Origin of the sequence: Paraburkholderia phymatum STM815, assembly GCF_000020045.1 — a bacterium.
GTDB lineage: Bacteria > Pseudomonadota > Gammaproteobacteria > Burkholderiales > Burkholderiaceae > Paraburkholderia > Paraburkholderia phymatum.
In genome coordinates, this window is the sequence record NC_010622.1 from 1,153,125 (window position 1) to 1,175,201 (window position 22,077).

Annotated in this window: 23 protein-coding genes; 14 read left to right on the forward strand and 9 right to left on the reverse strand. The window is 65.1% G+C overall.

Annotated elements, in window-relative coordinates; translation table 11 throughout:
- Positions 1-78: 78 nt before the first annotated feature.
- The 4 genes from BPHY_RS05195 to BPHY_RS05210 form a co-directional block, all read right to left on the reverse strand.
- Positions 79-858 (reverse strand): peptidylprolyl isomerase, encoded by a 780-nt coding sequence (locus BPHY_RS05195; RefSeq protein ID WP_012400426.1) that lies wholly within the window; start codon positions 856-858, stop codon positions 79-81.
- A gap of 10 nt (positions 859-868) precedes the next feature.
- Positions 869-1,183: a BolA family protein gene (locus BPHY_RS05200; RefSeq protein WP_012400427.1), complete on the reverse strand. Its 315-nt coding sequence runs from the start codon at positions 1,181-1,183 to the stop codon at positions 869-871.
- A 1-nt stretch (position 1,184) separates the two neighbouring features.
- A complete protein-coding gene (locus BPHY_RS05205) occupies positions 1,185-1,715 on the reverse strand; it encodes a septation protein A (protein WP_012400428.1) in 531 nt (176 codons plus the stop codon).
- A gap of 236 nt (positions 1,716-1,951) precedes the next feature.
- Positions 1,952-3,469, reverse strand: coding sequence for a protein adenylyltransferase SelO (locus BPHY_RS05210; RefSeq protein WP_012400429.1), 1,518 nt, complete (start codon positions 3,467-3,469; stop codon positions 1,952-1,954).
- Between the two features lie 188 nt (positions 3,470-3,657).
- On the opposite strand from BPHY_RS05210, the gene BPHY_RS05215 reads away from it, so the two are divergent.
- The 4 genes from BPHY_RS05215 (at position 3,658) to BPHY_RS05230 (ending at position 9,527) form a co-directional block, all read left to right on the forward strand.
- Complete coding sequence (locus BPHY_RS05215; RefSeq protein ID WP_012400430.1) at positions 3,658-5,340, forward strand: 3-(methylthio)propionyl-CoA ligase; 1,683 nt, start codon at positions 3,658-3,660, stop codon at positions 5,338-5,340.
- Between the two features lie 177 nt (positions 5,341-5,517).
- Entirely contained in the window at positions 5,518-7,602 is a 2,085-nt protein-coding gene (locus BPHY_RS05220) for a 3-hydroxyacyl-CoA dehydrogenase NAD-binding domain-containing protein (protein WP_012400431.1), read from the forward strand.
- A gap of 21 nt (positions 7,603-7,623) precedes the next feature.
- Positions 7,624-8,250, forward strand: coding sequence for a bifunctional nicotinamidase/pyrazinamidase (gene pncA, locus BPHY_RS05225; protein WP_012400432.1), 627 nt, complete (start codon positions 7,624-7,626; stop codon positions 8,248-8,250).
- A 98-nt stretch (positions 8,251-8,348) separates the two neighbouring features.
- Positions 8,349-9,527, forward strand: a complete 1,179-nt coding sequence (locus tag BPHY_RS05230) for an acetyl-CoA C-acyltransferase (protein ID WP_012400433.1) — start codon at positions 8,349-8,351, stop codon at positions 9,525-9,527.
- A 79-nt stretch (positions 9,528-9,606) separates the two neighbouring features.
- On the opposite strand, the gene BPHY_RS05235 is transcribed toward BPHY_RS05230, so the two are convergent.
- A complete protein-coding gene (locus BPHY_RS05235) occupies positions 9,607-9,825 on the reverse strand; it encodes a hypervirulence associated TUDOR domain-containing protein (RefSeq protein WP_012400434.1) in 219 nt (72 codons plus the stop codon).
- 148 nt (positions 9,826-9,973) lie between these two features.
- On the opposite strand from BPHY_RS05235, the gene BPHY_RS05240 reads away from it, so the two are divergent.
- Positions 9,974-10,753: an SH3 domain-containing protein gene (locus tag BPHY_RS05240; protein ID WP_012400435.1), complete on the forward strand. Its 780-nt coding sequence runs from the start codon at positions 9,974-9,976 to the stop codon at positions 10,751-10,753.
- A gap of 47 nt (positions 10,754-10,800) precedes the next feature.
- On the opposite strand, the gene BPHY_RS05245 is transcribed toward BPHY_RS05240, so the two are convergent.
- Positions 10,801-11,292 carry an LEA type 2 family protein gene (locus tag BPHY_RS05245; protein WP_012400436.1) on the reverse strand — a complete coding sequence of 164 codons (492 nt, stop codon included), beginning with the start codon at positions 11,290-11,292 and terminating at the stop codon, positions 10,801-10,803.
- 156 nt (positions 11,293-11,448) lie between these two features.
- On the opposite strand from BPHY_RS05245, the gene BPHY_RS05250 reads away from it, so the two are divergent.
- Positions 11,449-12,072 carry a trimeric intracellular cation channel family protein gene (locus BPHY_RS05250; RefSeq protein ID WP_012400437.1) on the forward strand — a complete coding sequence of 208 codons (624 nt, stop codon included), beginning with the start codon at positions 11,449-11,451 and terminating at the stop codon, positions 12,070-12,072.
- Positions 12,073-12,120: 48 nt separating this feature from the next.
- On the opposite strand, the gene BPHY_RS05255 is transcribed toward BPHY_RS05250, so the two are convergent.
- The gene (locus BPHY_RS05255; protein WP_012400438.1) at positions 12,121-12,414 is read right to left on the reverse strand and encodes a GYD domain-containing protein; all 294 of its coding nucleotides are present in this window, start codon (positions 12,412-12,414) and stop codon (positions 12,121-12,123) included.
- 447 nt (positions 12,415-12,861) lie between these two features.
- Here BPHY_RS05255 and BPHY_RS05260 point away from each other — a divergent pair, with 447 nt between their 5' ends.
- The 4 genes from BPHY_RS05260 to BPHY_RS05275 all read left to right on the forward strand — a co-directional run bounded on the left by BPHY_RS05260 (position 12,862) and on the right by BPHY_RS05275 (position 16,356).
- Positions 12,862-13,335 carry a PaaI family thioesterase gene (locus BPHY_RS05260; protein WP_012400439.1) on the forward strand — a complete coding sequence of 158 codons (474 nt, stop codon included), beginning with the start codon at positions 12,862-12,864 and terminating at the stop codon, positions 13,333-13,335.
- A 60-nt stretch (positions 13,336-13,395) separates the two neighbouring features.
- The gene (locus BPHY_RS05265; RefSeq protein WP_012400440.1) at positions 13,396-14,394 is read left to right on the forward strand and encodes an NADP-dependent oxidoreductase; all 999 of its coding nucleotides are present in this window, start codon (positions 13,396-13,398) and stop codon (positions 14,392-14,394) included.
- 47 nt (positions 14,395-14,441) lie between these two features.
- On the forward strand, positions 14,442-15,311 hold the full coding sequence (locus BPHY_RS05270; RefSeq protein WP_012400441.1) for an SDR family oxidoreductase: 870 nt from the start codon (positions 14,442-14,444) through the stop codon (positions 15,309-15,311).
- 85 nt (positions 15,312-15,396) lie between these two features.
- Positions 15,397-16,356 carry an alpha/beta hydrolase gene (locus tag BPHY_RS05275; protein ID WP_012400442.1) on the forward strand — a complete coding sequence of 320 codons (960 nt, stop codon included), beginning with the start codon at positions 15,397-15,399 and terminating at the stop codon, positions 16,354-16,356.
- A gap of 23 nt (positions 16,357-16,379) precedes the next feature.
- Here BPHY_RS05275 and BPHY_RS05280 read toward each other — a convergent pair whose 3' ends face one another.
- Positions 16,380-17,201: an NRDE family protein gene (locus BPHY_RS05280; RefSeq protein ID WP_012400443.1), complete on the reverse strand. Its 822-nt coding sequence runs from the start codon at positions 17,199-17,201 to the stop codon at positions 16,380-16,382.
- Positions 17,202-17,300: 99 nt separating this feature from the next.
- On the reverse strand, positions 17,301-18,350 hold the full coding sequence (gene ygfZ, locus BPHY_RS05285; RefSeq protein ID WP_012400444.1) for a CAF17-like 4Fe-4S cluster assembly/insertion protein YgfZ: 1,050 nt from the start codon (positions 18,348-18,350) through the stop codon (positions 17,301-17,303).
- 77 nt (positions 18,351-18,427) lie between these two features.
- Here ygfZ and mltG point away from each other — a divergent pair, with 77 nt between their 5' ends.
- From mltG to BPHY_RS05305, 4 genes are all read left to right on the forward strand, one after another.
- The gene (gene mltG, locus BPHY_RS05290) at positions 18,428-19,438 is read left to right on the forward strand and encodes an endolytic transglycosylase MltG (protein ID WP_012400445.1); all 1,011 of its coding nucleotides are present in this window, start codon (positions 18,428-18,430) and stop codon (positions 19,436-19,438) included.
- A complete protein-coding gene (gene tmk, locus BPHY_RS05295; RefSeq protein ID WP_012400446.1) occupies positions 19,438-20,058 on the forward strand; it encodes a dTMP kinase in 621 nt (206 codons plus the stop codon). The genes mltG and tmk overlap by 1 nt, the downstream gene beginning before the upstream one ends.
- A gap of 95 nt (positions 20,059-20,153) precedes the next feature.
- Positions 20,154-21,203, forward strand: a complete 1,050-nt coding sequence (locus tag BPHY_RS05300) for a DNA polymerase III subunit delta' (protein ID WP_012400447.1) — start codon at positions 20,154-20,156, stop codon at positions 21,201-21,203.
- Positions 21,204-21,256: 53 nt separating this feature from the next.
- Positions 21,257-22,048: a TatD family hydrolase gene (locus tag BPHY_RS05305; RefSeq protein WP_012400448.1), complete on the forward strand. Its 792-nt coding sequence runs from the start codon at positions 21,257-21,259 to the stop codon at positions 22,046-22,048.
- Positions 22,049-22,077: the final 29 nt, after the last annotated feature.

Genomic DNA, 22,077 nt, shown 5'->3' on the forward strand with positions numbered 1-22,077 from the left:
CTCGCGAAGGCAAACAACCTGAAGCAAAAAATAAAAAAGCCGCCCAAAGGCGGCTTCCTTCAAACCAGACTGCCAAGGTCACTGAACCTTTGCCTTGGCCCGCAGATTCTCTTCAAAAGCCTGCAGCTTTTCCTGCTGCATCTGCTGCGCGATCTGCGCCTTCACCTGCTCGAACGGCGGAGGCGGCGTCTGGCGCACATCGTCGACACGAATGATGTGCCAGCCAAACTGCGTATGAACCGGCTCGTCCGTCATCTGGCCTTTCTGCAGCTTCTCCGCGGCAGCGGCAAATTCGGGCACGTAAGCCTTCGGGTCCGACCAGTCGAGGTCGCCACCGTTCTTGCCCGATCCCGGATCCTTCGAGAACTGCTTCGCCAGATCTTCGAAGCTCGCGCCACCCTTGATCTTCGCGATCAGATCCTTTGCCTGCTGCTCGTTCTCCACCAAGATGTGGTGCAGGTGATATTCCTTGCCGCCAATCTGTTTCACCAGCTCGTCGTACTTCGCCTTCACTTCGGCATCCGTCGGCTGGTTCTTCTTCACATAGCTCTCGATCAGCGCGCGCAACACGACTGTCTGCTGCGCAACGGCAACCTGCGCCTTGACTTCCGGCTTCGACGGAATGCCTTCGCGGATCGCTTCCTGCATCAGGATTTCGCGGTTCACAAGTTCTTCACGAACAGCCTGTTGCAGCTTGGGTGAATCCTGTTGACCCTGTTGCACGAGTTGCGCAACCAGCGCGTCGGCGCGCGACTTCGGAATCGGCGTGCCGTTCACGACGGCGATGTTCTGTGCAAATGCAGGCGCGGCCGCGAATGCAGCCAGCGAAACCCAGTAGCGGGTGTTCTTCAAGGTCATCGGAAGTTTCCTAACGGGACAGCAAATTGAATTCTTCTGGCGTATAAGCCGTGATGGCGAGAGCGTGAATGCCGCGTTGCATGGCATCGGCCAGCGCATCATACACCATGCGGTGCCGGGCCACGCGAGCCTTGCCGGCAAAGGCGCCTGCCACGACCGTCACCGCATAGTGGCCGCCCGCCGACGCGCCCGCATGCCCCGCATGCAGCGCGCTGTCGTCGCGCACGGTGATCGAATCGACGGGCGCGAGAGCCGCCGTGATGCGCGCCTCGATCAGCGCGATGCGCTCCGCGGGGCTCGCGTGAAGGAATACGTCGTCGCTCATGTCACTCTTCCTTCATGTACTTCGACAGCCACAAACTCTGCCCGACGATAAACACGACGAGGCAGCCCGTCGCGCCGAACAGCTTGAAATTGACCCACGCGTCCGTCGAAAAGTTATACGCGACAAACAGATTGAGAATGCCGAGCAGCACGAAAAAGACCGCCCACACATAGTTCAGCTGACCCCAGATGCGATGCGGCAACTGAATCTGCTTGCCCATCATCGCTTCGATCAGGTTCTTGTTGAACCCCAGCGCGGACACCACCAGCACGACGGAAAACGCCCAGTACAGCACGGTCGGCTTCCATTTGATGAAGGTATCGTTGTGCAGCACGAGTGTCGCGCCGCCGAACACGGTGACGACGCCGAGGCTCACCCACAGCATCGGGTCGACCTTGCGATGCCGGAACGCGACCCATGCGATCTGCACGAGCGTGGCGCCGATCGCAACGGCCGTTGCCGTGAAGATGCCCCACACCTTGTACGCGACGAAGAACAGGATGATGGGGAACAGATCGAACAGGAATTTCATTGTCGGGTTGGCAATCCGGAGAGTGTTGGGCGCATCGTGCGCGCTGTCGGCAGTCGTTTCGCGAGGCGTCGCGTGCCTGGCGGGCACGGCCGGACGGATCGTCCGACAGGCGCTGGCGTGCGCGCCGGCGTGACACTCACCCCGCACGCGATGCTATCTGGGCTCGAATTGTAGCGCAGCCGGGTTGGGGGAGTCGCGCGAACCCGCCCGTGCGCGCAGCCCCAAACGCCGCGGACTCACGACGAGCAGCTCACTTCGAGCGACGATGCCCAATCGGGCGGCAAGCCCGCATACGCCTCGTGCTCGGGCTGTTCGTCGAACGGGTGGCGCAGCACGGCAGCAAGGCGTTCCACCTCCGAGAAGTCCTTTTCCTTCGCCCGGCGGATCGCATTTTCAGCCAGGTGATTGCGCAGCACGTACTTCGGATTGACGCGGTTCATCGCTTCGGCACGCTCAGCGTCGTCGCGTGTTTCATGCGACAGCCGCGCGCGGTATTCGGTCGCCCACGCGTCGAAGGCGGCGCGGTCGAGAAACAGGTCGCGCGCGGGCGCATCGCCATTTGCGTCGTGACGGGACAGCTTCGACAGATTGCGGAACGTCAGCGTAAAGTCGGCGCGGTTCGCATGCATGATTTCGAACAGCTTGTTGGCGAGCTGGTCGTCACCTTCGCGTTCCGTGTCCAGACCGAGCTTCGCGCGCATGCGCGCTTCCAACGCGGGCGCAAAGCGCGCCTTGAAGCCTTCGAGCACGCGTTGCGCGTCCTGCACCGCGCGTTCGCTGCGTTCGGCCTCGCCGTACCGCTCGCCGAACAGGGGCAGCAGCCCCTGTGCGAGACAGAAGAGGTTCCAGTACGCGATCTGCGGCTGCATCCGGTACGCGTAGCGTCCCTGCGAATCCGAGTGGTTACAGATGTGGTTCGCGTCGAAGCCGTCCATGAAGCCGAACGGACCATAGTCGATCGTGAGACCGAGGATAGACATGTTGTCGGTGTTCATCACGCCGTGGCAGAAGCCGACGGCCTGCCATTGCACGATCAGATCGGCTGTCGAGAGCACGGCTTCGTTGAGCAGCGCAAGGTATGGATCGTCGGCGTCGCGGCACGCGGGATAAAAGCGGTCGATCACATGATCGGCGAGCGAGCGCAACGCATCGACGCGGTCGTTCGCGTAGAAATGCTCGAAGTGCCCGAAGCGCACGAAGCTCGGCGACACCCGTGTGACCACGGCCGCCGTTTCGATTTCTTCGCGGCGCACGGGCTGATCGGAGCCGATCACGCACAGCGCGCGGGTGGTCGGAATGCCAAGATGATGCATCGCTTCCGAGCATAGATATTCACGGATCGACGAGCGCAGCACCGCGCGTCCGTCGCCCATGCGCGAGTAGGGCGTGCGTCCGCCGCCCTTGAGTTGCAGCTCGAAGCGCCGGCCATTGTGCTCGGCCTCGCCGAGCGTCAGCGCGCGCCCGTCGCCGAGCTGGCCCGCCCACACGCCGAACTGATGCCCCGAATACACCGATGCATACGGCAGCGCCGTCGACGGCCAGTCGCGCGTCGTGTTGCCGGAGAAGAACTCGGAGAAGCCCGGCGCGCTCGCGAGCGACGCATCGAAACCGAGCATCGACGCGACATCCGGCGCAAAGCCGACGACGTAAGGCGCTGGCAACGGCGCCGCGGGCAGGCGTGTCAGAAAGACGTTCCCGAGCGCCGCGAAACTGCCTTCGCGCTGGTTGTCGATGGCGCCTGCCGCCGCCGACATGGGACCGGATAACCCTGCATTGCATGGGGAAAACGACATATTGAGCGCCTCTTTATTAACCGATATTGTAATTCCGCCCCCGCCGCGCTGCAGGGCGCGCATCGGCCATGCATCACGGACGCATCGAAAGCGTCATTCGAACCATTCGAATCGAATAGAGACAACACGCTACTGGGAGACATCCGCGTATGACGACGCCGCTCTATGGACAGATGATGGACGTGCCACTCACGGTCTCTTCGTTGCTGGCGCATGCGTCGCGCCACTTCGGCAGCACGGAGATCGTGTCGAGGCGCATCGAGGGCGACGTGCATCGCTACACATATCGCGATTGCGAGCGGCGCGCGAAGCAGCTGGCGCAAGCGCTGATCGCACTCGGCGTCGAAGCGGGCGACCGCATCGGCACGCTCGCATGGAACGGCTACCGGCATCTGGAAACCTACTACGGTACGACAGGCTTCGGCGCCGTCTGTCATACGATCAACCCGCGGCTCTTTCCCGATCAGATTGCCTACATCGTCAATCACGCCAATGACCGCTATGTGCTGTTCGACATCACGTTTGCAGCGCTCGTCGACGTGCTCGCGCCGCAGTGCCCGAACGTGCGCGGCTGGATCGCGATGACGGACGAAGCGCACATGCCGTGCATGTCGACGGCCGTATCGAGCTACGAAGCACTGCTCGCGCGCCACGACGGCGCATTCGAATGGCCCGCGATCGACGAACGTTGCGCATCCAACCTGTGCTACACGTCGGGGACGACGGGCAACCCGAAGGGTGCGCTGTATTCGCATCGCTCGACGGTGCTGCATGCATTCGGCGCGTCGCTGCCGGATGCGATGGGTCTGTCCGCGCGCGACTCAGTGCTGCCCGTCGTGCCGATGTTTCATGTGAACGCCTGGGGCATCCCGCACGCCGCGCCGCTGACGGGCGCGAAACTCGTGTTGCCGGGCAAGGATCTCGACGGCAAGTCGCTATATGAGCTGATGGAGGCGGAACGGGTCACATATTCGGCGGGCGTGCCGACGGTATGGCTCGGCCTGCTCAACCATGTGCGCGAGGCGGGCGTGAAGTTTTCGTCGCTGGAGCGCACCGTGATCGGCGGCTCCGCCTGCCCGCCCGCGATGATCAAGACGTTTCGCGAAAACTACGGTGTCGAGGTGATCCACGCGTGGGGCATGACGGAGATGTCGCCGCTCGGCACGCTGTCGAAGCTCACATGGGAGCAGTTGCAGCGTTCCCCCGACGAGCAGCGCAAGTTGCGCGAAAAGCAGGGTCACGCGCTGTACGGAGTCGATATGAAGATCGTCGGCGACGACGGGCGCGAACTGCCGTGGGACGGCGTCGCATTCGGTGATCTTCATGTGCGCGGGCCGTGGGTGATCGACCGGTATTTCCGCAGCGACGCGTCGCCGCTCGTCGACGGCTGGTTCCCGACGGGCGATGTCGCGACGATCGACAAGGACGGCTTCCTGAATATCACCGACCGCAGCAAGGATGTGATCAAGTCGGGCGGCGAATGGATCAGCTCGATCGATGTCGAAAACATCGCGGTCGCGCATCCCGCCGTCGCGGAGGCCGCGTGCATCGCGTGCGCGCATCCGAAGTGGACGGAGCGGCCGCTGCTCGTGGTCGTCAGGCGTCCCGACGCGCACGTGACGCGCGAAGAACTGCTCGCGTTCTACGAAGGCAAGCTCGCGAAATGGTGGATTCCCGACGACGTCGTGTTCGTCGACGAACTTCCGCACACGGCAACGGGCAAGCTCCAAAAGCTGAAGCTGCGCGCGCAGTTCCGCACGCACGTGCTGCCGTCGGCGCTCGGCATCGAAGGCTGTCCGTTCGACGAGGCGGAGAAAAACGGCCGCGCGTAGATCAGGCACCTCGGGTTGACGCCCACGCCTACGGTTATCGTCTGAATTGAACGATCGTGCTTTTTTGTGTATTCTGCCATCTGTCGCAAATGAACGGTGAAACGGCGGACAATGGTCCGCATGTTCCCATCCCGCTCGCGTGGATAAAGCGCGGCCGCATCGCATGGAGGCAGGCAGATGGCAGTGGACTACACCACACACGACGGCATTGCCGTCATCACGCTGAACAATCCCCCCGTCAACGGACTCGGCCTGTCGACGCGCATGGGCATCGTCGAGGGCATCGATCGCGCGCAGCACGATCCTGCCGTCAAGGCGATCGTGCTGACGGGGGCTGGCAAGGCTTTCTCTGGCGGCGCCGACATCACCGAATTCAACACGCCCAAGGCGTTCCAGGAGCCGACGCTGGCAACGGTCATCAAGGCCGTCGAAGGCAGCGCTAAGCCCGTCGTCGCGGCCATCCACAGCGTCGCGATGGGCGGCGGACTGGAACTGGCGCTCGGCGCGCACTATCGCGTCGCAGCGCCCGGCGCACAGATCGCGCTGCCTGAAGTGAAGCTCGGCATTTTGCCCGGCGCAGGCGGCACGCAACGCCTGCCGCGCGCACTGGGACTCGAAGCGGCGCTCAACATGATCGTGTCGGGTACGCCCGTGATGTCGGAGAAACTCGCGGGCACGCCGATGTTCGACCAGATGGTCGAAGGCAATCTGCTGGAAGACGCGCTCGCGTTCGCGCGCAAGGTCGGCGCACAAAGCGGCCCCCATCCGAAGATTCGGGACCGCAACATCGGGCATCCGAACGCCGCCGGCTTCATCCAGTTCGCGCGCAATAGCGTCGCGGGGGTCGCGAAGCAATACCCGGCGCCGCACAAGTGCATCGACGCGATCGAAGCAGGCGTGCTCAAGGGCTTCGATCACGGCGTGAAGGTGGAGCGCGAATGCTTCCTTGCGCTCGTGCAAACGCCGGAGAGCAAGGCGCTGCGTCACGCGTTTTTCGGCGAGCGTGCGGCGAGCAAGATTCCCGACGTGCCGTCGGATACGCCTGCACGCAACATCGACAAAGTGGGCGTGATCGGCGCGGGCACGATGGGCGGCGGCATCGCGATGAACTTCGTCAACGCGGGCTTGCCCGTCACATTGCTCGAAATGAAACAGGACGCGCTCGAACGCGGGCTGGCAACGATCCGAAAGAACTACGAGGCCACCGTCAAGAAAGGCAAGCTGACGATGGAAGCGCTCGAACAGCGCATGTCCCTCATCACGCCGACGCTGACGTATGAAGCGCTGGGCGACGCCGACCTGATCATCGAAGCCGTGTACGAAGAACTCGGCGTGAAAGAGCAGGTGTTCACGCGGCTCGACGAGGTCGCGAAGCCGGGCGCGATTCTCGCCTCGAACACATCGACGCTCGATCTGAACAAGATCGCCGCCTTCACAAAGCGGCCGCAAGACGTCGTCGGCATGCACTTTTTCAGTCCCGCCAACGTGATGAAGCTGCTCGAAGTCGTGCGCGGCAAGGACACGGCGAAGGACGTGCTGGCCACCGTGATGCAAGTCGCGAAGAAAATCCGCAAGACGGCGGTGGTGTCGGGCGTGTGCGACGGCTTTATCGGCAACCGGATGGTCGAGCAGTACGTCCGCCAGGCGCTCTTCATGCTTGAAGAAGGCGCGCTGCCTGCGCAGGTCGACAAGGCGATCGAGAAGTTCGGCTTCGCGATGGGACCGTTCCGCATGAGCGATCTCGCTGGCAACGATATCGGCTGGGCGATCCGTAAGCGGCGCTATCAGGAAGAGCCGCATATGCGTTACTCGAAGATCGCGGACCGTCTGTGCGAGGCGGGCCGCTTCGGGCAGAAAACGGGTGGCGGCTGGTACGACTACAAGGCGGGCGACCGCAACGCGTATCCGTCGAAGCCGATCGACGAGATGATCGTCGCCCATTCGAAGGAACTGGGCATCGAACGGCGCAAGATTTCCGACGACGAAATCGTCGAGCGCCTCGTGTTCGCGCTCGTCAACGAAGGCGCGAAGATTCTCGAAGAGGGTATTGCGTCGAAGGCGTCGGACATCGACATGGTCTATCTGACGGGCTACGGCTTCCCGCTGTGGCGCGGCGGCCCGATGCTGTACGCGGATAGTGTCGGCCTTTACAACGTCGAGCGCGCGATCCGCCGTTACGCGGCGCAGCCGAACGGGGACGCGTGGCAGATCGCGGCCGGCATCGTCGAGCGCGCGGCGCAAGGGCGCGGATTCAACAGCTGATCGAGCCGGACAGGATTTGCGATGAAAGATGCCAATGAAGTTCTGCTCGTCGTCGACGTGCAGAACGACTTCATGCCGGGCGGTGCGCTCGCCGTCGCGCGCGGCGACGAAATCGTGCCGCTCGTCAACCGGCTTGCACGCCGTTTCAGTCATGTGGTGCTGACGCAGGACTGGCATCCGCCGTCGCATGTCTCGTTCGCTTCGAATCACGCGGGACGCCAGCCGTTCGAGACGATGACGCTGCCCTATGGCGAGCAGGTGCTGTGGCCGGCGCACTGCGTGCAGAACACGCCGGGCGCCGCGCTGCACGCGGACCTCGACATTCCGCATGCGCGCGCCGTGATCCGCAAGGGGCATCATGCACGCGTCGACAGCTATTCGGCGTTTCTCGAAGCCGATCGCACGACGCCGACGGGTCTCGCGGGATATCTGCGCGATACGGGCGTGACGCGCGTGTGGTGCTGCGGGCTCGCCACCGACTATTGCGTTGCGTGGTCGGCGCTCGATGCGCGCGCAGCGGGCTTCGCGGTGGCCGTCATCGAGGACGCGACCCGCGCCATCGATCTGAACGGTTCGCTCGACAACGCGTGGCACGCGATGCGCGCGGCAGGCGTCGAACGCGTACAGGCGGCGGATGTTCCTGCCTGAGCAGCGCGAACCGCACACATTCAATTTAAAGAGTTAATCGTTACGTCGGACGGGAGCCAGCGCTCAAGCCACCGCTTCCATCGACATTGGAGAGATGCATGACTGACGCCGTAATCGTATCGACTGCCCGCACGGGCCTGGCCAAATCGTGGCGCGGCGCGTTCAACATGACGCATGGCGCGACGCTCGGCGGACATGTGACGCAAGCCGCCGTCGAACGCGCGAAGATCGACCCGGCCCGCGTCGAGGACGTGATCATGGGTTGCGCGAATCCCGAAGGCGCGACGGGCTCGAATATCGCGCGGCAGATCGCGCTGCGCGGCGGCTTGCCCGTCACGGTGCCGGGTATGACTGTGAACCGCTTCTGCTCGTCAGGCCTGCAGACCATCGCACTCGCTGCGCAACGCGTGATGGTCGGCGAAGGTGACGTGTACGTCGCGGGCGGCGTCGAGTCGATCTCGTGCGTGCAGAACGAAATGAATCAGCACATGCTGCGCGAGGGCTGGCTGATGGAGCACAAGCCGGAAATCTACTGGTCGATGCTGGAGACGGCCGAAAACGTCGCGAAGCGCTACGGCATCTCGAGGGATCGTCAGGACGAGTACGGCGTGCAGTCGCAGCAGCGCGCGGCCGCCGCGCAGCAAGCCGGGCGCTTCAACGACGAAATCGTGCCGCTGACGGTGCTTGCCGGCGTCGCCGACAAGGAAACCGGGCGCATGTTCACGAAGGAGGTGACCATCGCCGCCGACGAAGGCATCCGCGCGGATACGACGCTTGAAGGCGTGTCGAAGATCCGTACCGCGGTCCCTGGCGGCGTGATCACCGCGGGCAATGCGAGCCAGTTTTCGGATGGCGCATCGGCGTGCGTGGTGATGAACGCAAAGGTCGCCGAGCGCGAAGGCCTGCAGCCGATGGGCATTTTCCGCGGCTTTGCCGTCGCCGGATGCGAACCGGACGAAATGGGCATCGGCCCGGTGTTTGCCGTGCCTAAGCTGCTGAAGCAGGCGGGCCTCAAGGTCGACGATATCGGTCTGTGGGAACTGAACGAGGCATTCGCCGTGCAGGTGCTGTATTGCCGCGACAAGCTCGGCATTCCGAACGAACGGCTGAACGTGAATGGCGGCGCGATTGCCGTCGGGCACCCGTATGGCGTATCGGGTGCGCGTCTGACGGGGCATGCGCTGATCGAAGGCAAGCGGCGCGGCGCGAAATTCGTCGTGGTGACGATGTGCATCGGCGGCGGGCAGGGCGCGGCGGGGCTGTTCGAGGTCGTCTGATACGCCTGCGATTCGCACGTCGAGGAAAGCCCGCGTACGAAAGTGCGCGGGCTTTTTCTTGCGCGTGCTTGTTCGGGCGTCAACGAGCGGGCAGTTTGTGCAAAGCTTCCGCTCGATGAACCGCACGCTTGCCGCTTTTTTCGCTTTCCACTTCGTCATGCACATCGTCCTTCGAGGCGGCGACCGTGTGGCCGTCTAGCTCCGTGTGCGTCGTGATCGCGCGGACGATGCGGCCCGTCGTCATTCCTTGTGGCGTGTTCCAGCTGACCCGGTCGCCGGTTTTCAGATGGCTGCTCATGGTGTGCTTCCGATGCGTCGACTGTCGATTGCGGCTGCATGCGCCGTTCCCGGCGCAGGCGGGCCGCCGGGCACAGGATTCGCTGGCAGGTGTTAGCGTTGAGGTGCTTGCGTCGGCTACGGGGCCACGAAGCGAACAGGAGATCACGATGCGAATGCGGGTTGCATGCGCGGCGGTTGCGGGGGCACTGACGATGGCATCGGGTGCGGCGTCGGCGCAAACGGAGGCTTATACCAGCACGCCTGTCTATCTGTACGCAGGCCCAGCGCAGGACTACCCGATCGTCGCGCAGCTTCCGGCCGGGCAGCCGGTGACCGTCTACGGCTGCGTGAGCGGTTATACGTGGTGCGACGTGGCCATTCCGCAAGCGCGCGGCTGGGTGTACGGCGGCGATCTGGCGTATCCGTATCAAGGCAGCAATGTGCCCGTCATGACCTACGGCACGGCGCTCGGCTTGCCGCTGATCACGTTCTCGCTCGGCACGTACTGGGGACATTACTATCGCGAGCGTCCATGGTATCCGGACCGCTCGCGTTGGGAGCATCATGCGCCGCCGCCGAACCGGCCACTGCCGCCGGGGCATCCTCCGCCGCCACAGGGCGCCAACCGGCCGCCGCCCGCATCGCCGCGGCCTGAGCCCGCACCGCAGCCGCCCGGCGCCGAACACGGGCATCGACCGGGGCCGCCGCAGCCGCCGCCCGGTCAGCGCGGCGAGCCGCAGCCGGGCCAGGGCGCGCGCCCACCCGGTCCGCCGCCGGGGCAAATGGGTGCACCTGCGCCGGGCCACGCCCCCGCTCAAGGCGGTCGGCCACCCGGGCCGCCTGCGGCGCCGCCGCCCGCCCGTCCGGCGGGCCCGCCACCAGCGCATGGCGGCAATAGCGCGCCGAGGCCGCCCGAGCCGCCGGGACCAGGCAACGCAAATCATTGACGGGTGGCGTTTGCCGCGTCACATAACCGGCGATGGGCCGGCTGTCGCTACAGACCGCCGACCTCGCCCGCCGGCAGCGACAGCGTGCCCTGATCGATGAAACGCGTGCCGCCCGTGATGCCCCCCGCGAGCCGGCCGCGCAGCACATAGGGCAACTGGCCCGACTGCGCGCTGTCGGCGAATGCGAAGGCCTGGCGCACGGCAGCGAAGGCGGGCACCGTGAGCGGCACGCCGATCACCGTCTCGCCGAAGCGCGGCACGGTGCCGGTCTGGTCGCTGACGCCCGTCGCGAACTGCTTGCCGTTCAGATCGAGCTCGACGGACACGCCGCTGAAATCGACGGGCGATTCGTTCGGATTCTGCACGCGCAGCTTCAGGTTGAAGCGCATTTCCAGGCCTTGACCGGCGAGGGGCTCGATTCCCGCGACGCTCACCCGCAGCGGATCGTGACCGAACATCCCCGCGCAGCCGCCGAGCGACGCTAGCGCAACGATGAGCAAAATCAGGCGGACGAAACGCGAAGCGCAACTGGCGGTCATGGTCGTGTCCCTTCGGGGAAAAAGCCCGAGTCGGGCGTATCGTATGAATTCTAGCGGCGCGGCGCGAAGAAGCGGACGCAGCGCGCGACGCCTTCTCGATCTACCCGGCGATGAATGAGACAATCGCGGCGCCCTTGAACGCGCGCAACGCTCCGCATGAAACCCAGAATCGAAACTGTCGTCCTCGCTGCCGATCTCGCCGGCACGTTCATCTTCGCAATCGAGGGCGCCGTGGCCGCGATGCACAGCGGCCTGGACCTGCTCGGCGTGATGGTGATCGCGTTTGTCGCGGCGCTCGGGGGCGGCGTGACGCGGGACCTGCTGATCGGCGCAACCCCGCCCAACGCGATCCGCGACTGGCGCTATCCCGCGTTGACGTTCGTTGCCGGGCTGCTGACTTTCCTGTTCCATCGCGAGGCGCAAGGCTTTCCCGCGTTCTGGCTGATGGTGCTGGACGCCGCGGGCCTGTCGCTGTTCGCGGTCTCGGGCGTCGAAAAAGCGATGCTCTTTCGTATCCGGCCGTTCGTCGCGGCGTTGATGGGCACGGTGACGGGCGTCGGCGGCGGCGTCATCAAGGACGTGCTGCTCACGCGCATTCCGTCCGTGCTCGTCACCGATATCTACGCGACGGCTGCGTTCGCGGGCGCCGTCGTGGTGCTGGCGGGACGCCGCTTCCACCTCTCTCCCGCAATCGCGGGACTGGCGGGCGGCGCCGCATGCTTCGCGCTGCGCGTCGTCGCGGCGACGCATGGATGGCATCTGCCGCGCGCGCGGGCCTGAGCGCGTCGTGCGAGCAACCATTGCAGGCCGCGTGCGCTACACCGGCAGCTACTTCAATCCACCGACGATCCGCGCCATCTCATCTTCGCCGAACGCGCGCATCGTCGAGGTCCGCACATTGCCCAGCGCCGCGACCGCGAGGCCGAGGCGCGTCGTGGTCTCGTCGTCGGGCGAGTCGATCGAGATCACGAGGTCATACGCGCCGAGCGTCCAGTTCAAGGAACTGACCGTCACGCCCATCGCCTTGCTGGTTTCGCGAAACGCGCGGGCCCGGTTGACGGTGTCCTTGGCGGTGCGTACGCCCTGATCGGTCCAGTTGACCAGCATGATGTAGGTAGCCATGTTGTCCTCCAGAAGTGAAGTCCAGATGTGCCGCGCGTGGAGGGCCGACTCCGGCTCGGGAAACGGGCGCATCCACGGCGCGGGCCGTGTTCCGTGCGTGCAAAAAGAGGCAAAGGGAAGGGAGACAAGGCGGCCGCGCAGAGGGAGGCGAAGCGCTCGATGGGGGAATGGCCGCAGATTGGATGACGCCCGCTTTCGCGTTGCGCGTGAAGACGTGTGCCGCGCACGGTCGGGCTGATGCCTGCAACGTACTGCGTCAAAAGTATAGGCGACGGCGCGCGTGTTTTCCCGCCAGATAGTCGGAGCACGTGTTCGTGCTATGCCGTGCAGCCCGGCCATCTGTTTGCGCAGTGCGCGTATCATCTGGCGATGCGCGTTTCACGTGTACTCTGCATGCGTTCCGTACGGATCGCGATGCATGATCGACCTCCACGAGCCTACCTGCATATGACCGATACCGCTGGCAACAAGCTGAAGATAGAAAGTCCGTTCATCGACCATCTCGGCGTGCAGTTGCTGTCGGCCGTGGATGGCGCGAGCGAAGTCGTGCTGGCGCTGCGCCCCGAGCATCTGAACACGTGGGCCGTCTCGCACGGCGGCATCACGATGACGCTCGCCGACGCCGCGCTCGCGATGGCGGCGCGCAGTCTCGCCGCAGACGGCGTCGGCGTCGTCACTGTCGAAATGAAAGTGAACTTCATGCAGCCGGGCACGGGCGAATTGCGCGCGACAGCCCGCGTACTGCATCGCTCGACAACCATGGCCTATTGCGAAGGCGAGATTCGCGACAGCGCGGGCCACTTCGTTGCAAAGGCGCTCGGCACCTTCAAGTACATGCGGCGTCTTGCCGTCGGCCGCGAGGTTCGGCAGCAGCGTCTGCACAGCGATCCATCGGCGAAGCCGGGACCGAGCGACGCTTGAGCGCTCGCAGTTCCAGCCACCGCATTCGCGCTGGTTCGCATCTTCCGGAGACACACCGTCATGAGCCAACTCAATCGCCAGATTCTGCTTGCATCGCGTCCGCAGGGCGCAGCATCCGCCGACAACTTCAAGCTCGTCGAAACGCCGCTCGCGCCGCTCGCCGAGGGCGAAGTGCGGGTGCGCAATCATTACTTGTCGCTGGATCCATACATGCGCGGCCGCATGAGCGATGCCAGGTCGTACGCGGCGCCGCAACCGTTGAATGAAGTGATGATTGGCGGCACGGCGGGCGAGGTGGTCGAGTCGAAGAACGCGGCGTTCAAGCCCGGCGACAAAGTGGTCGGCATGTCGGGCTGGCAGGAGTTCGGCACGTCAGACGGCAAGGGCCTGCAAAAAGTCGACGACACACATGTGCCGCTGTCCGCCTATCTCGGCCCCGTCGGCATGCCTGGCGTCACGGCCTGGTACGGTCTGAACAACATCATCGCTCCGAAGGCGGGTGAAACGGTCGTCGTCAGCGCAGCGAGCGGCGCTGTCGGCAGCGTGGTCGGGCAACTGGCGAAGCAGGCGGGCGCACGGGCTGTCGGCATCGCGGGCGGCTCCGAGAAATGCCGCTATGTCGTCGAGACGCTGGGCTTCGATGCCTGTGTCGACTACAAGGCGGGCAATCTCTATCAGGATCTGAAGGCGGCAACGCCGGACGGTGTCGACGGCTGCTTCGAGAACGTCGGCGGCGAGGGGCTCGATGCCACGCTGGCGCGGATGAATGCCCATGGCCGCATTGCGCTGTGCGGCTTCATCGCCGGATACGACGGCGCGCCCATACCGCTCAGGCACCCCGCGTTGCTGCTCACCCAGCGTCTGCTCGTGCAGGGTTTCATCGTCACCGAACATATGGACGTCTGGCCTCGCGCGCTGAAGGAACTCGGTACGCTCGTCGCGCAAAAGAAACTGCACTATCGCGAGACCATTGCCCAAGGTCTGGAGCATGCACCTGAAGCGTTCCTCGGCATGCTCAAGGGGCGCAATTTCGGCAAGCAGCTGGTCAAGCTGATCTGAACCGGCGCATGGCGGGCCAGCCCAAGCAATCCAACGAAGGAAACGGCATGTTCGAATTCGACGGCAAGGTCGCGGTGATAACAGGCGCGGGAAGCGGCTTTGGCCGTGCGTTTGCGGAGAAGGGCGCGTCGCTCGGCATGAAGCTCGTGCTGGCGGATGTCGACGAAGGCGCGCTCGCACGAACTGTCGATACGTTGCGCGCAGCGGGCGCCGAGGTGATCGGCGTGCGCACGGACGTGTCGAATGGCGCGCAGGTTCAGGCGCTCGCCGATGCGGCGCTCGAAGCGTTCGGCAAGGTGCATCTGCTGTTCAACAACGCGGGCGTCGGCGCCGGCGGCTTTCTATGGGAAAGCTCGGCGAACGACTGGGCGTGGGTGTTCGGCGTCAACGTGATGGGCGTCGCGCACGGCGTGCGCGTCTTCGCGCCCATCATGCTCGGGCAGAACGAAGCGGCGCATATCGTCAATACGGCGTCGGTGGCGGGCCTGCTGTCGCCGCCGTCGATGGGCATCTACAACGCGTCGAAGCATGCGGTGGTTTCGCTGACCGAGACGCTGTATCACGACCTGCGCAATGCGGGCGGCGAGGTGGGCTGTTCGCTGCTGTGTCCCGCGTTCGTGCCCACAGGTATCGCCGACGCCGAACGCGTGCGCCCCGAGGCGTTGCGCAACGAAGCGCAACCCACGCGCTCGCAGCTCGCCGCCGACAGGCAACTGCAGCGTGCAGTGCGGTCCGGCAAGTTGGGCGCGACCGACGTCGCGACGCTCACCTTCGAAGCGATCGCGGAACGCCGCTTCTACATCCTCACGCATCCCGCCATTCTCGCGACGGTGCGGCTTCGTCACGAGGACATCGAACTGCAGCGCAATCCGACCGATCCGTTGTCGCTGAAGCCCGAAGTCAAGGAAGCCCGCTAACGGTTATCGCGAGCGCGCCGGGCTATGTTCGTGGCATCATGTCGCGCTCATTCAATGTCCGGCGCTGGCGCGCCATCGTCCGATCATGCCGTTGAACCCGAAGATCGAGCAGGTGCTCGAGATGATTGCGCGTGCGAAGCGTCCCGCGTATCACGATCTGACGCCGCAAGCCGCGCGCGCGTCGTACGAGAAGAGCGCGCCGATTCTCGAAGTGCCCGCGGCGCCGATGTACTCCATCGAGGACGTGGCGGTGCCGATGTCCGACGGCGCGGCCGTCCGCGTGCGTCTCTATCATCCTGCCGAGCCGCAATGGGCGAATCTGGCGCCCGCGCTTGTCTACTATCACGGCGGCGGATTCACGGTCGGCAGCGTGAACACGCACGACGCCATCTGCCGGATGTTCGCGCGTGACGCGCAGTGCGTCGTGATGTCCGTCGACTACCGCCTCGCACCGGAACACCCGTTTCCCACCGCCGTCGACGACGCGTTCGACGCTCTGAAGTGGCTGCACGAAAACGCCGCGCCGTACGGCATCGACGCGGCGCGGATCGCCGTCGGCGGCGACAGCGCGGGCGGCACGCTCGCCACGGTGTGCGCCGTGCTCGCCCGCGACGCGGGCATCCCGCTCGCGCTCCAACTGCTGATCTATCCGGGCACGACGGGCCATCAGCAGACCGACTCGCACGAACGGCTGTCAGACGGCTATCTGCTGTCCGGCGACACGATTCAATGGTTCTTCGAGCAATACGTGCGCGACGCCGACGACCGCCACGACTGGCGCTTCGCGCCGCTCGACGGCACGCGCGGCGCACCGGATTTTCGCGGCGTCGCGCCGGCATGGATCGCGACGGCCGAATACGACCCGCTGAGCGATGAGGGCGAAGCGTACGCGCTCAAGCTGCGCGAAGCGGGCAACGCCGTCGCGTTCACCTGCTACGCGGGCATGATCCACGAGTTCTTCAAAATGGGCGGCTACGTGCCCGACGTGGCGCGCGCGCATGCCGATGCGGCAGCGGCGTTGCGTGAGGCGTTCGGTATCGAGTGAGCCGCGAATGAGCCGGCTCGCGGTCAGGCGATGTCGAAGGTGAAGCTGCGCTCGTAATCGCCGGGGCGTTTGACGCGATGCGAGCCGTTGTCGTCGCTGCGCTCGAGTGCCGACACGCTCAGGCGTTTGTGTTGCGCGACGACCTGCATTGCCGTCGTGCCGCGTGTGCCGTATTCGGGCGTATCGATGAAGGCGGCCGACAGCGCGCGTTCGCGTTCGAGCGATATTCCCGTGGCGGGCAGTTCGTCGTCGCGTGCAACACGCGGATCGCGCATCAGGCCGATCAGCGTCGTGAGCGGCGGACGGCTGTCGTCGGCGAGCGTCCGTGCGAGTTCGGCGCGCTTGCGCACCAGCTTCGGCCAAGGCGTATCGAGTACTGCATTGGAGATGCCGTGCGTGCCCGGCGCGAGCAGCGCCGGCGCGGCAGGCGAGCGGTTGCAATACCAGGCCAGTTCGCGCCGCGTCCAGTCGCCGACCAGCAGATTGAAGCCGTTGTACATGTCACCGTCTTGCGCGACGCGCAGCAGATAATCGAGCGGCGCGCCGCTTTCGATGCCGCGCTCGCCGGACAGCCAGTTGCTGACCAGCGTGCCACGCGTCGGCGCATCGGCGCGCATTTCGCTCGGCGCGCGATAGTTAGTGAGGGCAGCGAACCGGCCGTCGCGTGTCATGCCCAGCCAGGTCCCGCCGCCGACCAGGTCGCGGCCCGCCAGCAGGCCGGGAGCGTCGTCCCACCAATGCATCGGCTGGGCTGTGCGCTTCAGGAATTCGTCGCGATTCGCGGTGAGCGTGAACAGCGGACTATCGGACGCGTCAGGACGCCAGTCGAACACGATCAGACACATCAGCGAAAGTCTCTTTAGCGGGACAGCCTGGATACGGGAACCACGCGTCGCGCCTGCGTCGGAGGCGCGACGTCGAAGGCGACGTGAACGAAGGGAGGCTCAGACTTCTGTCGGCAATGCGTACGGCAAGGGGAGGAAGGTCAGCGCGGGGCCATCGGCGGCGCCCAGATGAACGGTGCCGTTTTCGAGCGCGGCCAGCTTGATCTCGACGAGCGCATCGACGCCGCCGTCAGGCGCGGCCGCCGTATTGACGAGCATCCCGCACGGCTGGCCCGGATCGTCCGAATGGAATAGCTCGGCGCCCGGCACGACGCTTTCCGTCTCGCCGGCAACATTCGCCAGCGACATGCGGCGCTTGATCGTGCCGCGGTACTGGCTGCGTGCGACCACTTCCTGGCCCGGATAGCAGCCCTTGCGGAAATTGACGCCGCCGAGCACGTCGAAATTGATCATCTGCGGCACGAACTGCTCGACCACGCGCTGCGTGATGCGCGGTTCGCCTGCGCGGATGTCGAGCCAGTCCCACACGCCAGGCGACACGCGGCGCAGCTTCGTTTCGAGCGCGGGAAGACACGCTTCGACTTCGGCCTTCGGGCCGACCCAGACATAGCGCAGACGTCCCGCGGCGTCCGGCACGCGCACCAGCGATCCCGCCGGCCCGTCGACCTTCACGTGCACGCCGTCGGGAATCGCATCGAAGATACCCGAGAGCGCCTTGCGCACGTCGCCGGCGAGTCCAATCGCGAGGGTGTCGCCCGATGCGTCGCTGAGCTTCGCCTTCGCGCGCAGCACGAACATCGACAGGCGTTTTTGCACGGCGGGCTGCACGTCCTTCGACACCAGCATCCGGATCGACTCGCCGCTGCACCACACCAGGAACGACGCCAGCAGGCGGCCCTTCGGCGAGCAGTAGCCGGCAAGGCGCGCCGTCGCCGCGTCCAGGTGCTGTGTGTCGTTGGTGAGTTGCGAGTGCAGGAACGACGCGGCGTCGTCGCCCGTCGCGTCGATCACGCCGAACTGCGGCAGCGGCATGAACGCGCCCGCCGCCCGCACGGCGTCGAACTCGTCACGCGTGGGGCGCGGGAACGCGGGAAGCAATGCGGGAGCGGGGACAGCGGTGCCGGGAGCAGAAGCAAGCGGTGCGTTCATGGATTCGGGGAACAGTCAATTCTGACTTTGGCGGAGGCAAGCAAGTATTATATTGGCTTCACTCGAACCACGTTTCCATGTCCCTCCTGAAGAAATGTCTCATCGCCTGCGTCCTGCTCGCGATGCTGATCGGTGCCGCGGCATACGGCGCATACCGCTGGGCTACGACACCCGTCCAACTCGCCACACCGCAACTCGACGTCACGATCAAGCCGCATAGCAGTCTGCGCAGCGTCACGACGCAGCTCAATCGCGGCGGCGTACCCGTCGAGCCCGAACTGTTCGTGCTCATGACGCGCGTGCTCGGCCTCCAGACGGCGCTCAAATCGGGCAACTACGAGTTCAAGCAAGGCATCACGCCGTACGACGTGCTGCAAAAGATCGCGCGCGGCGACGTGAACGAATACGTGGCCACCATCATCGAGGGCTGGACGTTCAAGCATATGCGCGCCGAACTGGATGCCAACCCGGCTTTGAAGCACGACACGGCGGGCATGGCGGACGCGGATCTCCTGAAGGCGATCGGCGCCCCCGAAACGCCGACGGGCACGGGCGAGGGGCTGTTCTTCCCCGACACCTATCTGTTCGACAAGGACACGAGCGACCTCGACGTCTATCGCCGCGCGTACCGGCTGATGAAGCTGCGCATCGACGAAGCGTGGGCGGCGCGTGCGCCCGGTCTGCCGTACAAGACGCCGTACGACGCGCTGACGATGGCGTCGATCGTCGAAAAGGAAACGGGCAAGGCGTCCGACCGCGCGATGGTCGCGGGCGTGTTCGCCAACCGTCTGCGCGCGGGCATGCCGCTGCAGACGGACCCGACCGTCATCTACGGAATGGGCGACAGCTACACGGGGCATCTGCGCAAGAAGGACCTGCAGACGGACACTCCCTACAATACCTATATGCGAATGGGCCTGCCGCCTTCGCCGATTGCGCTGCCCGGCGTCGCATCGCTGCAGGCCGCGCTCAATCCGGCGCCGACCAGCGCGCTGTATTTCGTGTCGCGCGGCGACGGCAGCAGCATCTTTTCTGACACGCTCGGCGATCACAACAAGGCCGTCGACAAGTACATTCGAGGGCAATGATGGCGCGGGGAAAATTCATCACGTTCGAGGGCATCGACGGTGCGGGCAAGACCACGCATCTCGGCTGGTTTCGCGACCGTCTGGAGCAGAAGGTCGCGCCGGCGGGCCGCTCCGTGGTCATGACGCGCGAGCCCGGCGGCACGAAGCTCGGCGAATCGCTGCGCGACATCCTGCTGCACGAGGCAATGGATCTCGAAACCGAGGCGCTGCTGATGTTCGCCGCACGCCGCGAGCATCTGGCGCAGGTGATCGAGCCGGCGCTCGCGCGTGGCGACTGGGTGCTGTCCGACCGTTTCACCGACGCGACGTTCGCCTACCAGGGCGGCGGGCGCGGGCTGCCGCGCGACAAACTGGAGGCGCTCGAGCGCTGGGTGCAGGGCGGCTTCCAGCCGGATCTGACCGTGCTGTTCGACGTGCCGCCTGACACCGCAAGCGAACGTCGCAGCGCCGCCCGCGCCCCGGACCGCTTCGAGAGCGAGTCGGACGCATTCTTCGCGCGCACGCGCGCCGAATATCTGCGTCGAGCCGAAGAAGCGCCGTATCGATTCGCTATCATCGACTCGACGCGCAGCATCGCAGACATTCAGAAGCAACTTGAAGATCTGATCGCATCCCTTTGATTTTCCTGTATTACAAGCCGGCCTATCACAGAGTGCATGCTCGCCGGCCGATACACAGGAAATCGTCTTCGAACCATTGAATTGAAGAACCAACGATGATTTATCCGTGGCAAACCGACGACTGGAGCCGCCTTCAGCAACTGCGCGCTCACTGGCCGCATGCGTTGCTGCTCCACGGGCAGGCCGGCATCGGCAAGCTGCGTTTTGCCCAGCATCTCGCGCAAGGCCTGCTGTGCGAATCGGCGCTGCCGAACGGCGAGCCGTGCGGCACGTGCGCGGCGTGCAACTGGTTCGTGCAGGGCAATCATCCCGATTACCGGATTGTGGTGCCGGAAGCGCTTGCGGCCGAAGCGGGCTTCTCCAGTGCGGCCGCCGATGAAAAGGCCGAGAAGGGCGACGCCGACGACAGCGGTAAAAAAACGCGCACGCCAAGCAAGGAAATCAAGATCGAGCAGGTGCGGGCGCTGCTGGACTTCTGCGGCGTGGGCTCGCATCGCGGCGGCGTGCGCGTCGTCGTGCTGTACCCGGCAGAGGCGCTGAACGTCGCGGCGGCCAACGCGCTGCTGAAAACGCTCGAAGAGCCGCCTGCGGGCGTGGTGTTTCTGATGGTGTCGGCGCGCATCGACCGTCTGCTGCCGACCATCATCAGCCGCTGCCGCCAATGGCCGATGACAACGCCGTCGCCGGAATCCGCCACCGCATGGCTCGCGCAACAGGGTGTCGACGACCCGCCGGGCCTGCTCGCGGAAACGGGCGGCGCGCCGCTGGCCGCACTGGCGCTCGCGAGCGACGAAAACCGCCCGTTGCGCGACTGGACGCTCAAACAACTGGCCGCCGGCCCGAATTGCGACGCCTTCGCGTGCGGAGAGACGCTGCAGAAGCTGCCTGTGCCGATCGTGCTCGGCTGGCTGCAGCGGTGGACGTACGACCTGCTGGCCCAGTCGACGGTCGGCGCGGCGGGCACGCCGCGCTATTTCCCGGCGGCGTCGGCGGCGCTCGCGCGTTGTGCCTCGCAGGCCGATGCGACCGCCTTCGCGCGCTACATGCGAACGGTCACGCGGCAGCGCGCGGTCGAAAACCATCCGCTCAACGCACGGTTGGTGTTCGAGGAACTGTTTCTCGGCTACCGCGACCTGTTCGCGTAGCGCGCGGTCAGCCCCGTCGTCACCGCTATTGGTTTTTTAAGCAGGACTTCACCATGTTTGTCGATTCCCACTGCCATATCAATTTCGAAGGACTCGGCGACCGTCTGCCGCAAGTGCTCGACAACATGCGCTCGCACTCGGTGACGCACGCGCTGTGCGTGTCCGTCGATTTCGAAACGCTGCCGTCCGTGCTGGAGATCGCGCGCACGTACGACAACGTGTATGCGTCCGTCGGCGTGCATCCCGATCACGAAGACGCGCGCGAGCCGACGGTCGCCGAGCTCGTCGAACTGGCGCAGCATCCGAAGGTGGTCGCCATCGGCGAAACCGGCCTCGACTACTACCGCCTGGAAGGCCGCTCGATCGAAGATATGGAGTGGCAGCGCGAACGCTTTCGCGTGCATATCCGCGCCGCCCACCAGACGGGCAAGCCGTTGATCGTCCATACGCGCGCGTCGTCGGCAGATACCTTGCGGATCATGGCCGAGGAGCGCGCGAGCGAGTCGGGCGGTGTGATGCATTGCTTCACGGAACCGTGGGACGTCGCCGAGCAGGCGCTCGCGCAGAATTTCTACATTTCGTTGTCGGGCATCGTCACGTTCAAGAGCGCAACGGAGGTGCAGGACGTCGCGCGCCGCGTGCCGCTCGAACGGCTGCTGATCGAAACCGATTCGCCGTACCTCGCGCCCGTGCCGTTTCGCGGCAAGCCGAATGAACCTGCGTACGTGAGTTATGTCGGACGCTTCATCGCGCAGCAGCGCGAGATGCCGGACGAAGCACTCGCCGCAGCCACGACGGACAACTTCTTCCGGCTGTTCAAGATTCCGGCGCCGAGGGGCGCCTGAGCGATAAATCCAGTAGCATCAACACGATA